Origin of the sequence: Sphingobium lactosutens (assembly GCF_013393185.1) — a bacterium.
Lineage (GTDB): Bacteria > Pseudomonadota > Alphaproteobacteria > Sphingomonadales > Sphingomonadaceae > Sphingobium > Sphingobium lactosutens_A.
Map to the genome: position 1 here is coordinate 150,361 of NZ_QJQX01000039.1, position 19,410 is coordinate 169,770.

A 19,410-nucleotide genomic window follows, 5' to 3' on the forward strand; every position below is an offset into this window, starting at 1 on the left:
CGCCATAATGGCTATCCGCACACGTATCACGGATCTGCTGGGGATTGAGCATCCGATCGTGCAGGGCGGCATGATGTGGGTCGGCCGCGCCGAACTGGCCGCTGCCGTATCGAACGCCGGCGGGCTGGGCATATTGACCGCGCTGACCCAGCCGACGCCTGACGATCTGCGCCGCGAAATCGACCGCTGCCGCACGATGACCGACAAGCCCTTCGGCGTAAATCTCACCATTCTGCCGTCCGTGGCACCGCCGCCCTACGCTGAATATCGAAAGGCGATCATCGACAGCGGGGTCAGGATCGTCGAGACGGCCGGCCACAAGCCGCAGGAGCATGTCGAGGACTTCAAGGGCCATGGTATCACCGTGCTGCACAAATGCACGGCAGTCCGGCACGCCCTGTCGGCGGAGCGCATGGGCGTCGACGTCATTTCCATCGACGGCTTCGAATGTGCCGGGCATCCGGGCGAAGATGACGTTCCGGGTCTGATCCTGATCCCCGCCGCTGCTAACAGGGTAAAGGTACCGATGTTGGCGAGCGGCGGCTTTGGCGACGGGCGCGGCCTGGCGGCAGCACTGGCGCTGGGGGCCGAGGGCATCAACATGGGCACCCGTTTCTGCGCCACGGTCGAAGCGCCGATCCATGAGCGCGTAAAGCAGTTCATCGTCGCCAATGACGAGCGCGCGACCAACCTCATCTTCCGCCGCTTCCATAATACCGGGCGGGTCGCCAAGAACAGCGTGTCGGATCAGGTCGTGGAAATCAGCAAGCAGGCCGATGCCGTGTTCGATGATATCCGCCCCTTCGTATCCGGCGCCAAGGGGCGCGAGGCGCTGGAAACCGGCAATCTCGACGCTGGGCTGGTATGGGCAGGGCAGGTTCAGGGCCTGATTTACGACATTCCGACCTGCCAGGATCTTCTGGCGCAGATCGTCGACGATGCCGAACGGATCATAGCCGATCGCCTGGCCGGCTTCCTGCAACGCCAGACCGGAAAGGTGGCTGCATAACCTATGGCCGCTCGCGCCGTGGTCGATTTCTCGACGCAGGCTAAAGATTGCAGGTAATCAGGGGGCGCTTGAGGCCTGTCGTGTCCCAACCCACCTCGTCGCGATTGCCAGATCCTTCAGGCCATTAGCCCGCCGCCATTGGCATGCAAAATCTGGCCGGTGATGAAGCTGGCACGGGCGGAAGCGAGAAAGAGAACGGCCTCAGCTATCTCGCCCGGCTCGCCAAGGCGGCCGAGCGGCAATGCGCTGGTGACAGCCTCGACCGCGCCGGTCCTGTCGGATGCCATCAATGCGTCGACGGTTTCGGTGCGGGTCGGTCCGGCCGAGACGGCGTTGACGCGGATAGCGGGCGCGCCTTCCATCGCCAGCGTGCGCGTGAACGCCTCAACCCCTGCCTTGGCTGCGGCATAGACCGACAGGCCGGGCGTCGGGAAGCGCGCGGCGGTGGACGACATGTTGACGATCGCGCCACCCCGCTCGCGCAGGATCGGAAAAGCCGCGCGGCAGAAGGTCATGGTGCCGGTCAGGTTGGCGGCGATCGTATCGGCATAAAGAGCATCGCTCGTCTCCTCGATCCGGGCGGTCGGAAAGATGCCGGCGATGTTGGCCAGGATGTCGAGGCCGCCGCCATGGTCAATCGCCTTCGCCACGGCGCGCGTCGCGGTATCGGCCTGCGCGATATCGCCGGCGACTATGGCGGCCGCCTCCCCCAGCCCGTCCGCTGCCGCGGCTAGCGCCGCTTCATTCCGGCCGACCAGCACGACCCGTGCGCCCCGCTCCACCAGCAATGTTGCAACGGTCAGGCCGATGCCTCTGGAGCCGCCGGTCACGATCGCGGTCTTGCCCGAAAATTCCCCCCCAGAAAATTCCCTCATGACTCCCCCTGCCTATCCGCTGATGCTGCGATGGCGCGAGCCGTCGGCGTCGATCACCAGTCGCACGCTCTGCTCGCCGTTCACGCCGCACATGTCGGCATAGACCACATGCTGGCCATGCAACCGTGACCAGCCGATATCGGCGAGTTGGGCGATATGGGGGGCGTGATCGCGATAAAGCCAGGTGCCCACGCCCGCCAGTTCCACCACCAGCAGGGCCAGGATCGCCATCCGCACGCGCGGACGTCGCAGGAAGGCGGCGATCCGCGTGAAGACGGTGTCCGCCACCTCCCCCTCCGGCACCGGCATCAGGCCCCAGAAGACCGCCCAGCGCCGCAGCATCGCCATCGCCTGGGCGACGAGAAAGGCCGCGATGAGGCAGCAGGCCATGTCAGGCCACCGGCACGATCGTCAGCGGCGTGCGGCCGGCCAGCCCGACCGTCAGCCGCGCCTTGCCGTCCAGGCCGGCAACGAAGCGATCGTCCGTCTCCATGACCCGATAGGCACGCCCCGGCACCAGCCGGTCGAGACCGATTTCGCTCCGCACATCGCCTGCGCCCGGATGCAGCACCAGTTCCAGCGCCGCCCCGTCCGTCACCGCCCGGCCGACGATCACATCGGGATAGACGGCATCGGCAAGGATCGGCCCATTGGCCCAGGCTTCGGGCAGACCCCGGTTCACCATGTCGCGGATCGTGTTGCGGCCGCCCCAGCTTTGCGAGGCGGCAACGCCTTCTCCCGACCGCTTGTCGATCGCCTTCATGGTCGCCTCGACAATGCGATCATCGCCCATTTCCTGCGCCGCCCATAGCGTCACCATCAGCGGATTAAGCTCGGGCCAGCGGGAGAAATCGGCCGGCTTGCGCGTGTCCCAGCCCAGGGGCAGCAGGCGAAAATCGAGCGAGCCGTCGGGCTTCACGCTGATGAATTCCTGCTTCATCACCTCCCACAGACGTTCCGCCGCCGCGGGATCATAGGGGGTCATGAAGCGGACGCCCCATGTCTCACCGAACAGACCCGACAGGCTGGGCACCTGGAAGCCGAAGGGCGAGGATGTGCAGACCTTGATGCGGCCGTCGGCCATCATCATTTCCTCTTCCATCGTCCGGTCGAACCGGTCGCCGACGCGGGCGAGCATGTCCGTGCCATGCCGTGCGTCGTGCAACGCCAGCGACGTGCGTCCCACCAGATTGCACATGGAATAGATCCAGCGCGGTTCACAGGGGAACCAGCCGAAGTCATAACGCTGGAAATTCTTGACCACCTCTTCCAGCATGGATTCGTGATCATAGGGGAAGACGGTCTTCTCATCCCAACGAAAGGTCAGCGATCCGGGCGCTGCGAAGGGCGATGTGCCACTCGCCGTTTCGAACAGGCCGAGCGATACGCCCAGGAAACCGGACAGCATGATATTGTCGGTCGTGACCGGGTTCTTCTCGATCTTGAAATTGCCCCACAGGCTTTCCCAATACCAGTAGTTCCAGGTGTTCCGATGGATGTGCTTATGGATCAGATTTTCCTGCGCCGTGTTCAGATAGCCATGGAAGGCCGGCAGGCGGGTATATTGGCCCAGCGCCAGATTCCAGGACATGGTGCAGATCTGATAGCGCAGCGCGCCGTCCTGCCATGTGTCCTCGGTCGAAAAGCCGTTCCAGCTATCGACCGGCTGAAGTGCCAGATCCATCATGCGGCGAAACTCGGCGACCTGCGACGGCGGCATTTCCGGTTCGGCCGTAATCGGCGCATCGCGCATGATCGGCTGTGTTTTTGCAAGAATGCTATTGAGTTCCGCGCCGCGCGCCTGAGCCGCGGCGAAGTTGCGACGGCGGCCGAGCGCCAGCCAAGCGTGCAGCGCGACGACCGCGCCGGGGATGGCCCATTCCATCCACGTGACCCCGCCGCGCCCTTCGATCCAGGCCGCGGACAGCAAGGCCGTCCCGATCATGACCGCGGGCGGGCCCAGGATAACGCCCCGCGCCCACCAGATGAACATGATCACCGCGAAAGCGACCACCGACAAGGCGGCACCAAGGATACCGACACCGTCCCCGGCATACAGGAAGCCGGCACCGGGGAAGATCAGGCCGAAACCGAACGCCTTCCACTGGGCGCTCATGCCCAGCAGCACCGGCGCCACGCCGATCAGGAAAATGAGGCCCAATATCGCGTAGAAGCGATGCAACCGGCGCGCCGTCAGCCGGCCATGCAGGGTCTTTCGTTCCGGAATCAGGGGGATGCGATCAACCAGCGGCATCCGTGACGATGCTGGCTCGTCTCGCGCGAAATCCGCTTCGAATGGTAGCGTCCGGGCGGTCATCGACCTCTCCTTTTCCTTCCCGGTCATGCCGGGAATCTTGTCACTATCGTAGGACGATTACGTTCGACGTGCAACCATCCATACCCCAAGGCGGACGGCGCGCCCTCACACGCGCCGCACGCTCTGTGATTCTTGGGGGAGGATCAGGTCACATGTGCCAGCTGACCTGCACACCATAGGTGCGCGGCATGCCAGCAAAGCGCGAGATCGACGCCAGATTGTCCTGCACATTGGTCCAGTAATAGACGTTGCCGACGTTGCGGATGTAGATGCCGGCGCGGACATTGCTGTTCGGGAATTCGAACCCCGCACGCAGATCGACCAGCGTATAGGCCTTCACATTGAAGCGCGGATCGGCATCCACGAATGCGGTGGTGGTGTTCGCCAGCGCCGTCGTCGTCTTGCTGTTATGCGTCAGGGAGACACCGATAAAGCCTTCCATGCTGCTGCTAAGCGGGGCCTGATATTCCGCATCCGCGACCGCCGTCAGCTTGGGCGCATAGGGGAATTTCTGGCCCGAAAAATTGCGCAGATCGCCAAAGGCGTCATAGCCCTCAAATTCCTGGATCTTGGTATTGATATAGGTGCCGCCCAAGCTGAGACGCAGCCCGTCCACCGGCCGGCCGACGATCGATGCCTCGATACCCCAAATGCGGCTCTTGGGAATTTGCACCAATCCGTCGAGCGTGCCGAACACCGGGTCGGGCTTGCGGCCGCGAAGCTGCTTGTCCTTATAATCATAATAGAAGCCCGCCAGCGCATATTCGATCCGGCGATCGGCCAGCGGCCCCTTGATGCCGATTTCATAGGCGGTGACGGATTCCTGCTTGACCGGGATGTAGCCGGTATAGCTGGCCACCGAGGCGGTCGGGAAGCTGCCCGATTTGTAGCCCCGCGCCACGCGCGTGTAGAAGAGCGTGCCGCCATCGGTCTTGTAATTGGCGCCGATGTTCCAGCTGACATTATCCTCGTTCAGCTTGTCGAAGGCGGCGGGATCGAAGATCACCGGAAAATTCTGGGTGAAGGTCAGGCAGCCGCCCGGCTGGACGTTGGTGCCGAATATCGCGTTCCACCAGGTGGCGGTGTCGCCGCCAAAGTCGTTCGTGCAACCTTCGAAGTCGCGCTTGCTGTCGGTATAGCGGATGCCGCCGATCAGCGTGATGTTGGGCGTGATCTTGAATTCGGCATTGGCGAAGGCGGCGAGGTTCTTCACGTCCTGCCGCGAATAGTTGAAGGTCAATATGCCGCGCGGCGCGCCGGGGATCATCCAGAGCGGGTTGGACGACGGACCTTCGCTGAAATTGTAGAATAGCCGATCGAAGGTTTTGGACTTGTTATAATTGCCGCCGACGATGAAGGTGAGCTGGTCGAACTCGCCGGTCAGCCGCAATTCCTGTGCGAAATCCTTGATATAGCCGGTCGTGTTCGTATCAACCGACGCATAGGTGGTGCCGTCGAAATCCTGCACCGAGTCCGTTTTGTAATGCGAATAGGCGGAGATGGAGGTGAAGGTCAGATTATCGTTCAATTCCACATCCGCGCGCAGGCTGGCCTGCCAGAAGCTGTCGTCACGCGCCGGGCGGCGACCGAAGACGCCATAGCCCCAGTCTGCGGCACGAGGGGTTCGCGGGCTACGCGGATAATTGCGGAAATTGGTGGCGTCCGGGCTACCGCAAGTGCCCGCTGTCGAGGCGCCGCACGTATCCTCGATGATCTGTGCCGCCTGGGTATCGCCCTTGTCGCGCCAGCCATTGACGTTGAGGAGGAACTTGACCTTGTCGCTCGGCTGCCAGTCGAGCAGCACGCGGCCCTGCAGCATGTCCTGCTTGCCCAGTTCGTCAGAACGCGTGAAGCTCTTCTGCCATGTGCCGCTCTGGATAGTGCGCACAGCAACGCGAGCCTTCAACGTGTCGCTCATCGGGCCGGACACATAGCCCTGCACATCATAGGTCGAAAAGCGACCGAAGCTGGCGGTGGCCCCGGCCGTGAAGTCGTTGGTCGGCTTGGCTACGATATAATTGATCGCGCCGCCGGTCGTATTCTGGCCGAACAGCGTGCCCTGTGGCCCTTTCAGCACCTCGACGCGTTCGATATCGAAGGCGGCGCCACGCGTCGGCGCGCTGAAGGGAAGCGCGACTTCGTCAGTATAGACCGCAACAGTCGGCGCGGCCGACAAGGTCGTTTCGTAGAAGCCGATGCCGCGAAGCGTATAGACTGGCGTGTTGAAAGGAGACGGCTGAACGGTAAGGCCCGGCACGATCTTGCCAAGATCGGTCGGCGACGTGATGCCGCGTTGAAGCAGCGTATCGCCCGTTTCCGCAGTGATCGAAAGGCCTACGTCCGACAGCGACTGCTCGCGCTTGTTCGCGGTGACGATGATATCGGCATAATTATTGTTGTTGCCGGTATCAGCCGACTGTGCATCGGCGGTCTGCGCGCCGGCGGCGTTCGCCTCAACGGCAAGTGCGACAAGCGATGCGCTGACGCAATATGCCAGGCTGCTCTTCTTGATCAGGCCCATATTCCTTCTCCCAGATTATTGCGCCGGCTCTTGCAGGTCGCATTCATGATCGTCCGAAACGCCCGTCCCGACGTGGCGGGATAGGCACGGAAATAGTCAGATAGTGAAGCGTGCGTTTCTGGCGGTCGCGCCATGACGGCGTCTATCCAGTCGAGGCATATGCTGTCGCACTGACCTCAGGCTGTCAGCGTCGCTCGCCCGGAGCGAAGAGTCGGAAAGCTGGGTCGACGGGACCATGAGTCGCATGGGTCTTCCTCTCCAGTTTCGCGCCCGCTTCTGCGGGTCGCCGCCGGGAGCCCAATCACCCCGGATGCTTCCTGTTTCCACATCCAGTCTTGTTCGTCAATATCGTTCGACGATTTTATCAGAGAAAAACGCCAGACCATGAAGTTTAAACCCCTGCGCCGCCATATGGACGTGGCCGCCGCAGGACGGTATTGCCGGATCAGAAACATAGTGGACCGATGATGACCAAAGCCGCGACGAAACAGGCCCAGACCGCCATGGCGACCCTCTCCCAGACGGAGAGCGAGAGCGCGACCGACAAGGTGGCCGAAGCCATCACCCAGGGCATCCGCACCGGCGTATTCGTGCCGGGACAACATCTGCTGGAACCGGACCTTACGCGCCGCCTCGGCATCAGTCGGGGATCGCTCCGCGAGTCGCTCAAGCATCTGGCCGCCGCCGGCATCGTCACACTTAACCGCTATCGCGGCGCCTATATCGGCCTGCTCGACCGAACCGCATCGCTGCAATTGCTCGACACGCTGGAACCACTGGCACGGCTGGCGGCGCGCCTCGCGGCGGAGAATTGCACGACCGCCGCCGCGCGCAGCCTGATCGAACAGGCGATCGCCGATCTCGATCGCGCCGCGCGGTCCGGCAACCGTGCCCATTATCTGGAATCGCGCCGCCGCTTCTATGACGCGATGATCCATCTGGGCGGCAATCGGGAACTGGAGCGCGTCATCCCCCTGTCCCGCACCGACCTGTTCCGCGCCCAGATCGAGACGGTCCAGTCCGATACGCAGCGCAAGCGCCATGCTTCGGGATATGGCCCGATCGCCAAGGCAATCATCGCCGGCGACCCGAAAAAGGCCGATCTGGCGGTGAAGAAACATTTTGACGGCACGCGCAAGACGATGGCCGAATTGCCGGAAGACATATTCCCAACCATGGGCTGAAGCACGGAAATCCGCGATCCACAGCAGCAGAACTGTGTGGCTGACATGGATCAGCTGATGTTTTGGCTGGACGAAATCGTCAGACACATTTAGCCTCCAAACCGATCCCGAACGAATCGGGGCATCGGTCAGGAGAGTTGCATGCTGCGCGTTTCGGCCATCTATCCGAACATACCGGGCAGCCATTTCGACGGCGACGATTATGTCGGCCGCCATGCCCCCTTCGCGCGCGATCTGCTAAGTCCGCATGGTTTGCGGGACTTGCGCATCACGCTCGGCATCGCCGCGCTCGACGGCACGCCGCCGCCCTATTGGGCGCTCAGCGAACTCCTCTTCGGAGATCGGGACAGTTTCGATCGCGCCATGGAGTGCTGCGGCGCGGCATTGATGGGGGATGCGCCCCACTACACAAATGTCGATCCGGTGCTGCAAATCAGCAGTCTGGTCGACGCCTGAAAACAAGAAATCCGGGAGAATGCGATGCGGAACTTCGTGCGTCATGAAATGGACGATATCGGCCAGTTGATCGGGCTGGACGAATTGCTCAACCACCAGATCGTCGATACTTTTTCCTCCACCGCCACGGCGGACCTTGGCTGGACCGAGAAGATCTGGACCGCGCTGGTGCGCAAGGATGGCAGCCTGTCGATCGACTTCGGCCTGGGCCGTTATCATAACCGCGGGATTATGGACGGCTGGGCCGCCGTGGCGCGCGGAGTGGAGCAATGGACCGTCCGCGCCAGCCGCGAATTGCGGGACGACCCCACCGAAACCGCCGTCGGCCCGCTGACCTATGAGATACTCGAACCGCTGCACAAGGTCCGCTACGCGCTGGAGAAGACCGACGACCAACCGATCGCCTTCGACATCACCTTCACGTCCGAAATGCCCCCCTTCTTCGAGGACCGGCACAAGCAACGCGAGAAGGACGGGTTCCGCATCGGTTCCGACGTGGTGCGCTATCACCAGATCGGCGTGCCGTCGGGCTGGGTCGAGATCGACGGGGAGCGGATCGAGGTCAAGCCGGAGGAATGGACCGAGTATCGCGACCATAGCTGGGGCCAGCGGTTGGACGTGGGCGCTCATAATGCCGACGTCCGCCCCTCCTCCGACTTTGGCGACGTGAAGTTCGGCGAGGGCGAGTTCGTGCTGATCTGGAGCCCGTTCATGCTGACCGCTCCCAATGGCGAGAAGCACGCCTATCACTTCTACTTCATGTCGAAGCAGGGCCGGATCTTCTATTCGTCCGGCTATCGGAACTATCCCGACGGACGACAGGAAAAGGTCGCGCGAGTGCGCCCCGAGCTGAACTATGACGACAAGACCCGGCGCCTGCTGGGCGGCAAGGTGCATTTCGACATGCTCCAGGGTGGAAGCCATACGGTCGAGGTGGAAGTTGCCGGACCGACGGCAGTGCATCTGGGTCCGGGTCTTTATCTGGGCTTTGACGGGCGCAAGCATGGATCTTGGAAGGGCAAGCTGGAGGTCGAGGGCGAGAAGTTCGACGACACGCTGGACGTCACCACATTGAAGCGCATCCGCCAGTTGCGCGACTGCCCGATCCTGGTGCGGGAAGGCGACGCGACCGGCCATGGCATCATGGAAACGATCATCCATGGCGCCCACCCCGAACTCGGCCTGACCGCCGAAAACTCGCTGATCTGAAGGGAGGCCAAGGATATGGCGCGCGACACCGACCGTCTGGCGGAAGGGCTGAGCGCCTTTCTGCCCCGTGGCGCCGGCATTACGGGGGTCAAGACTCTTTCGGCCGGCCACAGCAACGAAACCTATCTGGTCGAGGGGCTGAACGAGATATTGCGCATGCCCCCGTCCGAGGAGGGGCTGCTGCCCCCTTATGACATGGCGCGGCAGCATGCCGTGCTGTCGGCAGTGAAAGCGCATGCGCCGGCGGTGCCTTTGCCCGACATGCTGGAACTCTGCACCGATCCCGCCGTGATCGGCGACGCATTCTTCCTGATGGAATGCGTGCTGGGCGACGCATTCGAATATGCGACGCCCGATTGGGTGAAGGCTGATCCGGTGGCGGTGCCCGACAGCATCTGCCGCCAATGGTTCGACGCGGTGATCGGCCTGCACAATATGCCCGTTGGCGAAATGCCGCCGGGGGGGCGGACCGTGCAGCAGGAGGCGCAGCATTGGCTGGACGTCGCCCGCTCCGCCGAGGCGACCAGCGACCTGATCGGCGTGCTCGAGGATCTGACCGCCCGGCCGCCGCGCACGTCCGGCGCGCCGACGCCGGTGCATGGCGACCCGAAACATGGGAATTGTTTGTGGCATGAGGGGCGATTGACCGCCCTGCTCGACTGGGAAATGGCGCAGATTTCCGAGCCTTTGCTGGACCTGGGCTATATCCTGATGTTCCATGACCAGGGGGAAGCTTCGCTGGCCGATGCCGGGTTTGAGCAACCTGGCTGGTGGTCGCCCGATCGCATGATCGCGCAATGGGAAAAGGGCACCGGGCGAACGGCGGTGGATGTCGCGCGCTATACCGTGCTGGGACAAGCGAAGGTCGCGGCGATCATCGCGCTGGGTGCTTATCTCTTCACCAGCGGCAAGGTAGCGGACGTACGCTTCAAGGCGTTCGGGACGGTCCTGCCCGCCTATACGAAACTGCTGGTGCAAAGGGCGATGGCCGCAGCCTGAAAGAAGCGACACCCCGAAGTTCACACTGTCGTCGGGCGATTTTGGCCAATTGCGCCAGAAAAGCGGCAGGGAAGCGATAGCAACGCACCCTTGACGCGACGCCGGCGCGACAATCACGTCACAATGAAGCACCACCTGCGCGACGGACAGGCGGCGGGCCCCCGCCCGTTCGGGCAGCGTGGCGGGTGGCAGTGGGCGCGCGGTGAAGGGCTGTTCCATCGCACAGGATAGATCAGAGAAAATCCTACATTGAAAGCCTTGCAGGCTGGCATGGCTGTTTTGCTGGCACGAGCCTGCTATGCGTGCCCGATGCTCAATATGCACGACCAAGCCGGGACCGTCGATGTCGATGGCGTTACATATGAATGGGAACTGCGGCGGGAGCCGCAATGGAGCGATGCCGATGGATGGAGGGGCATGACGATCGCGTTATTGCAGAAAGATATGCAGCGCGGCGCAATACTGGAATTCCCCGCACCCAAGCGACTGTTGAAAGGACTGCAACGGGGACGGCTCCAGATCAACGACGCGATCGTCTCCCGAGGTGTCCGCGCCGCCCTGCTCGCGCGGGGTGGGAACCGACGTCGCGTGGCAAGCCGGTCGTGTTCATGGTCGATGCCGACGGCAATTAGGGGGGCTGGCCCGCCCTTTTGATTGCGATCGTCTCATCGGAAAAACAGCGCTGAGGGCGTTAGGCTGAAGGACGGAACGACTTCTTTACATCACCATTCCCGCGAAGGCAGAAATCTATCTCCTGAGCGTTCCGCTAAGAACTACGCATAAGAGATGGGTTCCCGCCTGCGCGGAAATGACGAAAAGGGATGGATTATGGACGGGCGGGTTTCATCGACAAGGCAAGCCATAGCCGCCGTCAGGGAAGCGGCATCTCAATCGGTTTGGGGATTGAGCCTAAAGCAATGGGAAAGCTCGGGTCTGCCTTTGTCCGGCTCTCCCATTCATCTCGCTCGATCAACCCGAAATGACCCTGCGGGAGATTGCGTTTTAAACAGGCCTGAGCAGCGCCTGGGCTTTGTCGCGGAAGGAAATATACGGCTTCACCGCCATCGGTGATGCTTCCATTTGCGCCCAACAAAGTCACTCCGCATTTCGCAGCGGCAACCGGAATTTTTCTGTGGGAATCGGCGATATAGTCGCTTGCTGGGCGCGGGCTGTCCCAAATCCATTTTGTGGTGCCGAAGTGCATCTCGATGATCGGGACCGTAGCTTTTTCGCATGCAAGAAGCAGCAGGAGCGGAACGTAGATGCTATGTCGAAGACCGCTACCCTTCCCCAAGTCAGTTCCCTTGCGAATACGTCCGGTGGACCTAAAGCTACAGATGCCCCGCACGCATCGTCAACGGCAGCTTTAGGGAAATAACATCCGCCCTAACAACGTTCACCTATGTTCGATTTACGCCAGCGGCAGGGGATCGAACCCGCACCTTCACCTAACGGTGAGGATCGCTGTAGCGATACGTCTACCAATTCCGTCACGCTGGCGGGACCATTTAGCCCAGTAATGGGTCGCGCTGCAACGGCCGCTTACGAGCAAGGCAATCGACCATAGGAATGGCCAAAACTGGTCGCCAACAGACGCAGCGCTGACTATCCAAGGTCAAAACAACCGCGATCCGTTGGGCACGGCCTTGTCCGGCGCGAACAGGGTCACGGCGCCGCTTTCATCGGCGAAGCCAAGGGTCAGGACTTCCGACATGAACTTGCCGATCTGGCGCGGGGGGAAGTTGACCACGGCGGCGACCTGCCGGCCGGGCAGGTCTTGGATCGCGTGGTTCTCGGTGATCTGGGCGCTGGATTTCCTTTGACCGATAGCGGGGCCGAAATCGATCAGTAGCTTGTAGGCAGGCTTGCGCGCCTCGGGAAAGGGATCGGCCGAGAGGATCGTGCCGACACGGATATCGACCTTCAGGAAATCGTCGAACGAGACGATGTCGGCGGCCGGCGCGGTGGGATCATGGATCAAATGCATCGGACGGGCCTCATAAGGGGTTGCGCGCCGACCATATCCAGGCGGCGGCCGGAAAGTCCACATGGCCATCCTCCAGCCGCTGGCGGCACAGCGCCGCCACATTTTCCGTGATCGCCATGCGTTCTGCCGGATCTGCCGCCTTGAGTGGGCGCGCAGCCGGACCGATCCGGCTGAAGAAGCTCACCGCGTCAGCCACCGGATCATTCCCCGCGCCGGCACGATAGGGGAAATCGACTGGCTGGGCGGTAGCATCCATCCACCCCGCATCCGCCAGCAGATGGCGCACGAAATCCTCATCGGCAAAGGCGAAGGGACCGGGGGCATAGCCGGCGGAGGATGGCGGACTTTCGCCAACCGCCGCCATCGTCTCGCGCGCCCAGACATTGAGAGAAGCCGCACGAAAGCAGGAGAAGACCAGTCGCGCACCCGGTCGCGCCGCCGCGCGCAGACGGGTGAAGGCATCCAGCGGATCGTCGAAGAACATCACGCCATGGCGCGAGACGATCAGGTCGAACGGCCCGGCGTCCCCGATCGCGGCTTCGACTGGCGCAGCGATGAAGCGGATATTGGGTGTCGATCCTGCCCGCGTCCGCGCCACCGCGATCAGCGTCGGGGAAATATCGATCCCCGTCACCTGCGCCTGCGCATTGACGCCTGCCGCTGCCAGCGATGTCGCACCCGCACCGCAGCCGATGTCGGCGATCGCGACAGGCCCCGTGCCCATGGCATCGCCGATCGCTCGATCAAGATGTGCTGACAGCCCAGCAAAGCTACGGTCGGTCCGCTGCCATTCCTGCGCCCAGACATCGCCATTGGCGCCGGTCCAGCTGGCCGCGTCCAGCCTTACCGGCGCCCCGCCATCGGCCTGTCCAGAAATCTGCCCCATTATCGCTCCTCCACTTTCCTCATCCGCCCAAACATGAGGGCGAAATGAGGAAAGACAAGGTTATTGCGAAAATTTCGCAATAAGCGCGAGGCGCTCGGTTATTCCAGTTCCAGGATCACTGCGTCCACCGGCAGGCTCTCGCCCTGTGCGGCGGACACGCTCTTGACCGTGCCCGCCTTGCCGGCGCGCAGGATATTTTCCATCTTCATCGCCTCGATCACGGCGAGCGGCTGGCCGATCTCGACCTTGTCGCCTTCCTTGACGTTCAGCGCGACCAGCAGGCCGGGCATCGGGCAGATGAGGAACTTCGACAGGTCGGGCGGGATCTTTTCGATCATGTGCGCGGCATAGGGCGCGGCGTGAGCCGGCAGGATGCGCAGCCTGTGGCTGGCGCCATGGGCGGTCAGCACGAAGCCCGAACGCACCGGCGCGATCCGCACCGCCAGCTGCTCCTCGCCGAACTCCGCCTCGATCAGGCGGTCGCCGGGCGTATATTCCAGCGCCATGTCGATGGCGTCGCCGTCGACCGTCACTTCGTCGCCGTCGATCACGACGTCGTGGATCGCGTCTCCGATCTTGACCTGCCAGCCGGTCGGGGGGGCGAGGCGCTTGCCCAGTTGCCCTTCGATGCGACGGGCGCGGTCGGCCTGCGCCATGGCGGCGAAAGCGCCGATCGCGGACAGCCGCTGGAGCAGTTGCGGCGAGGCGGGCGCACCGGTGAAGCCCTCCGGATATTCCTCAGCGATGAAGCCGGTGGTGATATTGCCCGAGCGGAAGCGCTCATGCTGCATCAGCGCGGAGACGAAATCGATATTGTGGCCCGGCCCCTCGATCTCGAACTTGTCGAGCGCCTCGATCTGCTTGTCGATGGCTTCCAGACGGGTCGGCGCCCAGGTGATGAGCTTGGCTATCATCGGATCGTAGAAGATCGATACCTCGCCGCCTTCGACCACGCCGTCATCCACGCGGATCAGCGCGCCGTTTTCGTCCGTGCCGGTTTCGGGCGGATTGTAGCGGATCAGGCGACCGGTGGACGGCAGGAAGCCGCGATAGGGGTCTTCGGCATAGACGCGGTTCTCGATCGACCAACCGTTGATCTTCACATCGGCCTGGTTGAAGCTCAGTTCCTCGCCATTGGCGACGCGGATCATCTGTTCGACCAGGTCGACGCCGGTGATTTCCTCGGTGACGGGATGTTCGACCTGAAGCCGGGTGTTCATTTCGAGGAAGTAGAAGCCGTCGCCGGTCTTATCCTCGCCACTAACGATCAGTTCGACCGTGCCGGCGCTGAAATAGCCGACAGCGCGGGCGAGCGCGACGCACTGCTCGCCCATCTTCTTGCGCATTTCGGGACTGACGAAGGGCGACGGCGCTTCCTCGACCACCTTCTGGTGGCGACGCTGGATCGAGCATTCGCGCTCGTTGAGGTAGACGATATTGCCATGCTGGTCGCCCAGCACCTGAATTTCGATGTGGCGCGGGCTTTCGATGAACTTTTCGATGAACACGCGGTCGTCGCCGAAGCTGTTCAGCCCCTCGCGCTTTGTCGCCTCGAAGCCTTCGCGGACATCCTGTTCGCTATAGGCCAGGCGCATGCCCTTGCCGCCGCCGCCGGCCGAGGCCTTCATCATCACCGGGTAGCCGATCTCGTTGGAGATGCGGACGGCATGCTCGGTGTCCTCGATCACGCCGACATAGCCGGGGACGACATTGACGCCCGCGTCCATCGCCAGCTTCTTGGACTCGATCTTGTCGCCCATGGCGGCGATCGCATTGGCGGGCGGGCCGACGAAGATGATGCCCTCGGCATCCAGCGCCTTGCGGAAGCTTTCGCGCTCGGAGAGGAAGCCGTAGCCGGGATGCACCGCGTCGGCGCCGGTGGCCTTGCACGCTTCGATAATCTTGTCGGCCATCAGATAGGATTGGGCGGCGGGCGGCGGGCCGATATGTACGGCTTCATCGGCCATCAGCACATGCGGCGCGCGGGCGTCGGCATCGGAATAGACCGCCACGGTCTTGATGCCCATCTTCTTGGCCGTGCGCATAACACGGCACGCAATTTCGCCACGGTTCGCGATCAGGATCTTGGTGATTGCCATTCTATTTCCCGTCCCAGTCCTTATTCAAATCCTCTCACCCCGTTCGGGTTGAGCCTGTCGAAGCCCCGTTCTTTTCTTCAAGAGAAGTGCAGCCCTTCGACAAGCTCAGGGCGAACGGGTGTTGTGAATTGCCGTACATCAAATGACTTTGTTCGATCTTCGAAGCATTACGAACATCACGATCGCCCAAATCAAAACGCTGACGTAGATCGACAACGGCTCCCTCGAAAGACCGCCATTTTGCCACCAAAATGTGATTGCCAGCGCGCAAGTAACGATAGCTGCAAGAACGAGTTTTCGACCGAATGGCGCATTACTTGCCGTTTGCAGTCCCCATTTCTTAGCCAGCCATAGCCCAAGACCTGCCCCGAACAGGAAAAGAACCGTCACGATGGCAAATATGATCAGATCAAGGCCTGTCATGCAGAACACCTACAACCCTTCGTCATGCCGGACTTGATCCGGCATCCCGCTTTCTTCCCGCGCGACGGCAGAGAAGAAGCGGGCCCCCGGATTAAATCCGGGGTGACGAGGGTGGGCGCGAATTTCACTCAGCCGCCTCCAGCTCGACCTTCACTTCCGCCTGCATCGGCACGACGCCCAGCTTCGCGAACAGCGCCGCGTCGGCATTGTCGCCGGCGTTCGCCGTGGTCAGCAGCTTGTCGCCGGTGAAGATGCTGTTCGCGCCCGCCATGAAGCACAGCGCCTGGCACGCATCCGACATGCTCTCGCGGCCTGCCGACAGGCGCACCATGCTCTCCGGCATCACGATCCGCGCGACCGCGACCGTGCGCACGAACTCGATCTCGTCGATCTTGGCGAGCGGGGTGTCGGCCAGCATATTGCCCAGGACCGTTCCCTTGACCGGGACCAGCGCGTTGATCGGCACGCTCTGCGGATGCTGCGGCAGCACGGCCAGCGCGTGGAGGAAGCCGACGCGATCCTCACGCGTTTCGCCCATGCCGACGATGCCGCCGGAGCAGACGTTGATGCCCGAACTGCGGACATTTTCCAGCGTCACCAGACGATCGTCGAAAGTTCGTGTGGTGATGACCTTCTCATAATGTTCGGGCGAGGTGTCGATATTATGGTTGTAATAATCGAGGCCGGCGTCCGCGAGCGTCTTCGCCTGGCTTTCGCTGAGCATTCCCAACGTCATGCAGGTTTCCATGCCCATCTGGCGCACGCCTTTCACCATCTCGACGATGGCGGGCATGTCGCGGTCCTTGGGGTTGCGCCAGGCCGCGCCCATGCAGAAGCGCGAGCTGCCCGCATCCTTCGCCTGCGCCGCCGCCTGCATCACCGCCTGCACGCTCATCAGCTTTTCGGCCTTGAGGCCGCTTTCCGCCGAGGCAGACTGGTTGCAATAGCCGCAATCCTCCGGGCAGCCGCCGGTCTTGATCGACAGCAAAGTGGACAGTTGCACTTCGTTGCGCGGGAAGTTGGCGCGATGGATCGACTGCGCGTCGAACATCAGGTCGTTGAAGGGCAGGTCGAACAGCGCCGCGATTTCCTCGCGCGTCCAGTCGTTGCGGGCGTCAAACATGGGCATCCTCCGATTGTCTGACGAAATTAATAAACAATCCTAGGGAAACTGAAAAGATAGAAACAGACGTCAAGCGGCTTCCTCCAGCCCCGCCGGGGGCATGTTGTGGCCGAGGAGGCGCAGCACGTCGGCGGCGCACTCCACGACATTGGAACCCGGCCCATAAATCCCCTGGACCCCGGCGTCACGAAGATAGTCATAATCCTGCGGCGGGATGACGCCGCCGGCGATCACCTTGATGTCGGTCCGCCCCTTGTCGCGCAGCCGGTTGATGAGTTCGGGGATCAGCGTCTTGTGGCCGGCGGCAAGCGATGAGGCGCCGACCACATCGACCCCCGTATCGAGCGCCAGCACCACCGTCTCTTCCGGCGTCTGGAACAGCGGGCCGGATACGACGTCGAAGCCCATGTCCCCGAACGCAGATGCGATGATGTTGGCGCCCCGGTCGTGTCCATCCTGCCCCATCTTGGCTACAAGAAGTTTGGGCTTACGACCGAGGCGCCGTTCGACGGCCTGCACGCCGTCGAGAACCTGTTGCCAGCGGCTGTCCCCTTCATAGGGGGCAGCGTAGACGCCCTTCACGGGTGTCGGCTGTGTGCCATAGCGGTTGAAACTGTCCTCCATGGCGGCGGAGATTTCGCCCAGCGTGGCGCGCGCACGAGCGCACTCGACGGCATGGGCGAGAAGATTGGTTTCGATCGACTGCGGCGCTGCGGCGGCATCGCGCAGCGATTGCAGAGCGGCCTGACACTTCTCCTCGTCGCGCTCGGCCTTCACCCGGTTGATGCGGGCGATCTGCGCCTCGCGGACCTTGCTATTGTCGACTTCCAGCGTTTCGAGCAGATCCTCGTTGGCGAGGCGATATTTGTTGACGCCGACAATGACGTCCTCGCCCCGGTCGACGCGCGCCTGACGGGCGGCGGCGGCGGTCTCGATCATCGCCTTGGGCCAGCCGGCACCCACGGCCTTGGCCATGCCGCCTTCTGACTCGACCCGGTCGATGATCTCCTGCGCGGCGTCGACCAGCTGCTGGGTCAGGCTTTCGATATAATAGCTGCCGCCCAGCGGATCGACGACATTGCACATGCCGGTCTCTTCCTGGATGACGATCTGCGTGTTGCGCGCGATCCGGGCGGAGAAGTCCGTCGGCAGCGCAATCGCCTCGTCCAGCGCGTTGGTGTGCAGCGACTGGGTGCCGCCCAGCATCGCCGCCATTGCTTCGATGGTGGTGCGCATGACGTTGTTATAGGGGTCTTGCTCCGTCAGGCTGACGCCCGATGTCTGGCAGTGGGTGCGCAGCATCTTAGAGCGCTCGTCCTGCGCGCCGAGCTTCGTCATGACGCGGTGCCACAGAATGCGCGCGGCGCGCAGCTTGGCGATTTCCATGAAGAAGTTCATGCCGATGGCGAAGAAGAAGCTCAACCGCCCGGCGAACTTGTCGATGTCGAGGCCCGACGCGACGCCATAGCGGACATATTCCGCGCCGTCGGCGATGGTGAAGGCCAGTTCCTGCACCTGCGTCGCTCCGGCTTCCTGCATATGATAGCCAGAGATGGAGATGCTGTTGAACTTGGGCATCTCGCGGCTGGTATAGCCGAAAATGTCCGAGATGATCCGCATCGAGGGTTCGGGCGGGTAGATATAGGTGTTGCGGACCATGAACTCCTTGAGGATGTCGTTCTGGATGGTCCCGTCGAGCAGCTTGCGCTCGACCCCCTGTTCCTCGCCCGCGACGATGAAGAAGGCGAGGATCGGGATCACCGCGCCGTTCATGGTCATGCTGACCGACATCTTGTCGAGCGGAATGCCGTCGAACAGGATCTTCATGTCCTCGAGCGTGTCGATCGCCACGCCCGCCTTGCCGACGTCGCCCGTGACGCGCGGATGGTCGCTGTCATAGCCGCGATGGGTGGCGAGGTCGAAGGCGACCGAAAGGCCCTTCTGCCCGGCGGCCAGGTTGCGCTTGTAGAAGGCGTTGGATTCCTCGGCGGTCGAGAAGCCTGCATATTGGCGGATGGTCCAGGGACGGCCGGCGTACATGGACGCGCGCACGCCACGGGTGAACGGCGCGAAGCCGGGCAGGCCCGGATCGCCTACCTTATCTGGGGTCACGTCCTCGGCGGTGTAGAGCGGCTTCACCGTGATACCTTCCGGGGTATCCCAATTCAGATCCTTGCCCTTCACTTCCTTGGCGGCAGCGGCGGCCCACTGGTCCAGCGTCGGCTTCTCGGTCACTTCACACTCTCCGTTCGTCTCGAGCGAAATCGAGAGACGATGTGGTTGCGCTATCCGTGTCTCGACTTCGCTCGACACGAACGGCGG

General features: G+C 62.6%; 16 protein-coding genes and 2 pseudogenes. 6 read left to right on the plus strand and 12 right to left on the minus strand.

Translation table 11 applies throughout. The features are described from left to right. Window positions 1-7: 7 nt before the first annotated feature. A complete protein-coding gene (locus tag DM806_RS09575; RefSeq protein ID WP_179042992.1) occupies window positions 8-1,009 on the plus strand; it encodes an NAD(P)H-dependent flavin oxidoreductase in 1,002 nt (333 codons plus the stop codon). Window positions 1,010-1,125: 116 nt separating this feature from the next. On the opposite strand, the gene DM806_RS09580 is transcribed toward DM806_RS09575, so the two are convergent. The 4 genes from DM806_RS09580 to DM806_RS09595 form a co-directional block, all read right to left on the minus strand. Beyond that, a complete protein-coding gene (locus tag DM806_RS09580; protein WP_179042993.1) occupies window positions 1,126-1,884 on the minus strand; it encodes an SDR family NAD(P)-dependent oxidoreductase in 759 nt (252 codons plus the stop codon). Between the two features lie 12 nt (window positions 1,885-1,896). Next, window positions 1,897-2,274 (minus strand): hypothetical protein, encoded by a 378-nt coding sequence (locus DM806_RS09585; protein ID WP_179042994.1) that lies wholly within the window; start codon window positions 2,272-2,274, stop codon window positions 1,897-1,899. Window position 2,275: 1 nt separating this feature from the next. Then, window positions 2,276-4,201: a linalool dehydratase/isomerase domain-containing protein gene (locus DM806_RS09590; protein ID WP_179042995.1), complete on the minus strand. Its 1,926-nt coding sequence runs from the start codon at window positions 4,199-4,201 to the stop codon at window positions 2,276-2,278. A gap of 148 nt (window positions 4,202-4,349) precedes the next feature. Beyond that, window positions 4,350-6,722, minus strand: coding sequence for a TonB-dependent receptor (locus tag DM806_RS09595; protein ID WP_179042996.1), 2,373 nt, complete (start codon window positions 6,720-6,722; stop codon window positions 4,350-4,352). A 467-nt stretch (window positions 6,723-7,189) separates the two neighbouring features. Here DM806_RS09595 and DM806_RS09600 point away from each other — a divergent pair, with 467 nt between their 5' ends. The 5 genes and pseudogenes from DM806_RS09600 to DM806_RS09620 all read left to right on the plus strand — a co-directional run bounded on the left by DM806_RS09600 (window position 7,190) and on the right by DM806_RS09620 (window position 11,202). Further along, window positions 7,190-7,906, plus strand: coding sequence for a GntR family transcriptional regulator (locus tag DM806_RS09600; RefSeq protein WP_179042997.1), 717 nt, complete (start codon window positions 7,190-7,192; stop codon window positions 7,904-7,906). Window positions 7,907-8,047: 141 nt separating this feature from the next. After that, the gene (locus tag DM806_RS09605; protein WP_179042998.1) at window positions 8,048-8,362 is read left to right on the plus strand and encodes an EthD family reductase; all 315 of its coding nucleotides are present in this window, start codon (window positions 8,048-8,050) and stop codon (window positions 8,360-8,362) included. A 24-nt stretch (window positions 8,363-8,386) separates the two neighbouring features. After that, window positions 8,387-9,571, plus strand: a complete 1,185-nt coding sequence (locus tag DM806_RS09610) for a hypothetical protein (RefSeq protein WP_218647434.1) — start codon at window positions 8,387-8,389, stop codon at window positions 9,569-9,571. 15 nt (window positions 9,572-9,586) lie between these two features. Continuing rightward, the gene (locus DM806_RS09615) at window positions 9,587-10,570 is read left to right on the plus strand and encodes a phosphotransferase family protein (protein ID WP_179042999.1); all 984 of its coding nucleotides are present in this window, start codon (window positions 9,587-9,589) and stop codon (window positions 10,568-10,570) included. Between the two features lie 309 nt (window positions 10,571-10,879). Next, window positions 10,880-11,202 (plus strand): annotated as a pseudogene (locus DM806_RS09620) (hypothetical protein). Between the two features lie 239 nt (window positions 11,203-11,441). On the opposite strand, the gene DM806_RS09625 reads toward DM806_RS09620, so the two are convergent. From DM806_RS09625 to scpA, 8 genes and pseudogenes are all read right to left on the minus strand, one after another. Continuing rightward, the gene (locus DM806_RS09625) at window positions 11,442-11,864 is read right to left on the minus strand and encodes a hypothetical protein (RefSeq protein WP_179043000.1); all 423 of its coding nucleotides are present in this window, start codon (window positions 11,862-11,864) and stop codon (window positions 11,442-11,444) included. A 120-nt stretch (window positions 11,865-11,984) separates the two neighbouring features. Beyond that, window positions 11,985-12,070, minus strand: a pseudogene (locus tag DM806_RS09630). Between the two features lie 115 nt (window positions 12,071-12,185). Beyond that, window positions 12,186-12,557, minus strand: a complete 372-nt coding sequence (locus tag DM806_RS09635; RefSeq protein WP_179043001.1) for a tRNA-binding protein — start codon at window positions 12,555-12,557, stop codon at window positions 12,186-12,188. A 10-nt stretch (window positions 12,558-12,567) separates the two neighbouring features. Further along, complete coding sequence (locus tag DM806_RS09640; protein WP_179043002.1) at window positions 12,568-13,443, minus strand: class I SAM-dependent methyltransferase; 876 nt, start codon at window positions 13,441-13,443, stop codon at window positions 12,568-12,570. A 98-nt stretch (window positions 13,444-13,541) separates the two neighbouring features. Further along, complete coding sequence (locus DM806_RS09645; RefSeq protein ID WP_179043003.1) at window positions 13,542-15,542, minus strand: acetyl-CoA carboxylase biotin carboxylase subunit; 2,001 nt, start codon at window positions 15,540-15,542, stop codon at window positions 13,542-13,544. A gap of 138 nt (window positions 15,543-15,680) precedes the next feature. Continuing rightward, window positions 15,681-15,965, minus strand: a complete 285-nt coding sequence (locus DM806_RS09650) for a hypothetical protein (RefSeq protein WP_179043004.1) — start codon at window positions 15,963-15,965, stop codon at window positions 15,681-15,683. A gap of 124 nt (window positions 15,966-16,089) precedes the next feature. Beyond that, a complete protein-coding gene (bioB, locus tag DM806_RS09655; RefSeq protein WP_179043005.1) occupies window positions 16,090-17,094 on the minus strand; it encodes a biotin synthase BioB in 1,005 nt (334 codons plus the stop codon). 63 nt (window positions 17,095-17,157) lie between these two features. Continuing rightward, window positions 17,158-19,323, minus strand: a complete 2,166-nt coding sequence (gene scpA, locus DM806_RS09660) for a methylmalonyl-CoA mutase (protein ID WP_179043006.1) — start codon at window positions 19,321-19,323, stop codon at window positions 17,158-17,160. Window positions 19,324-19,410: the final 87 nt, after the last annotated feature.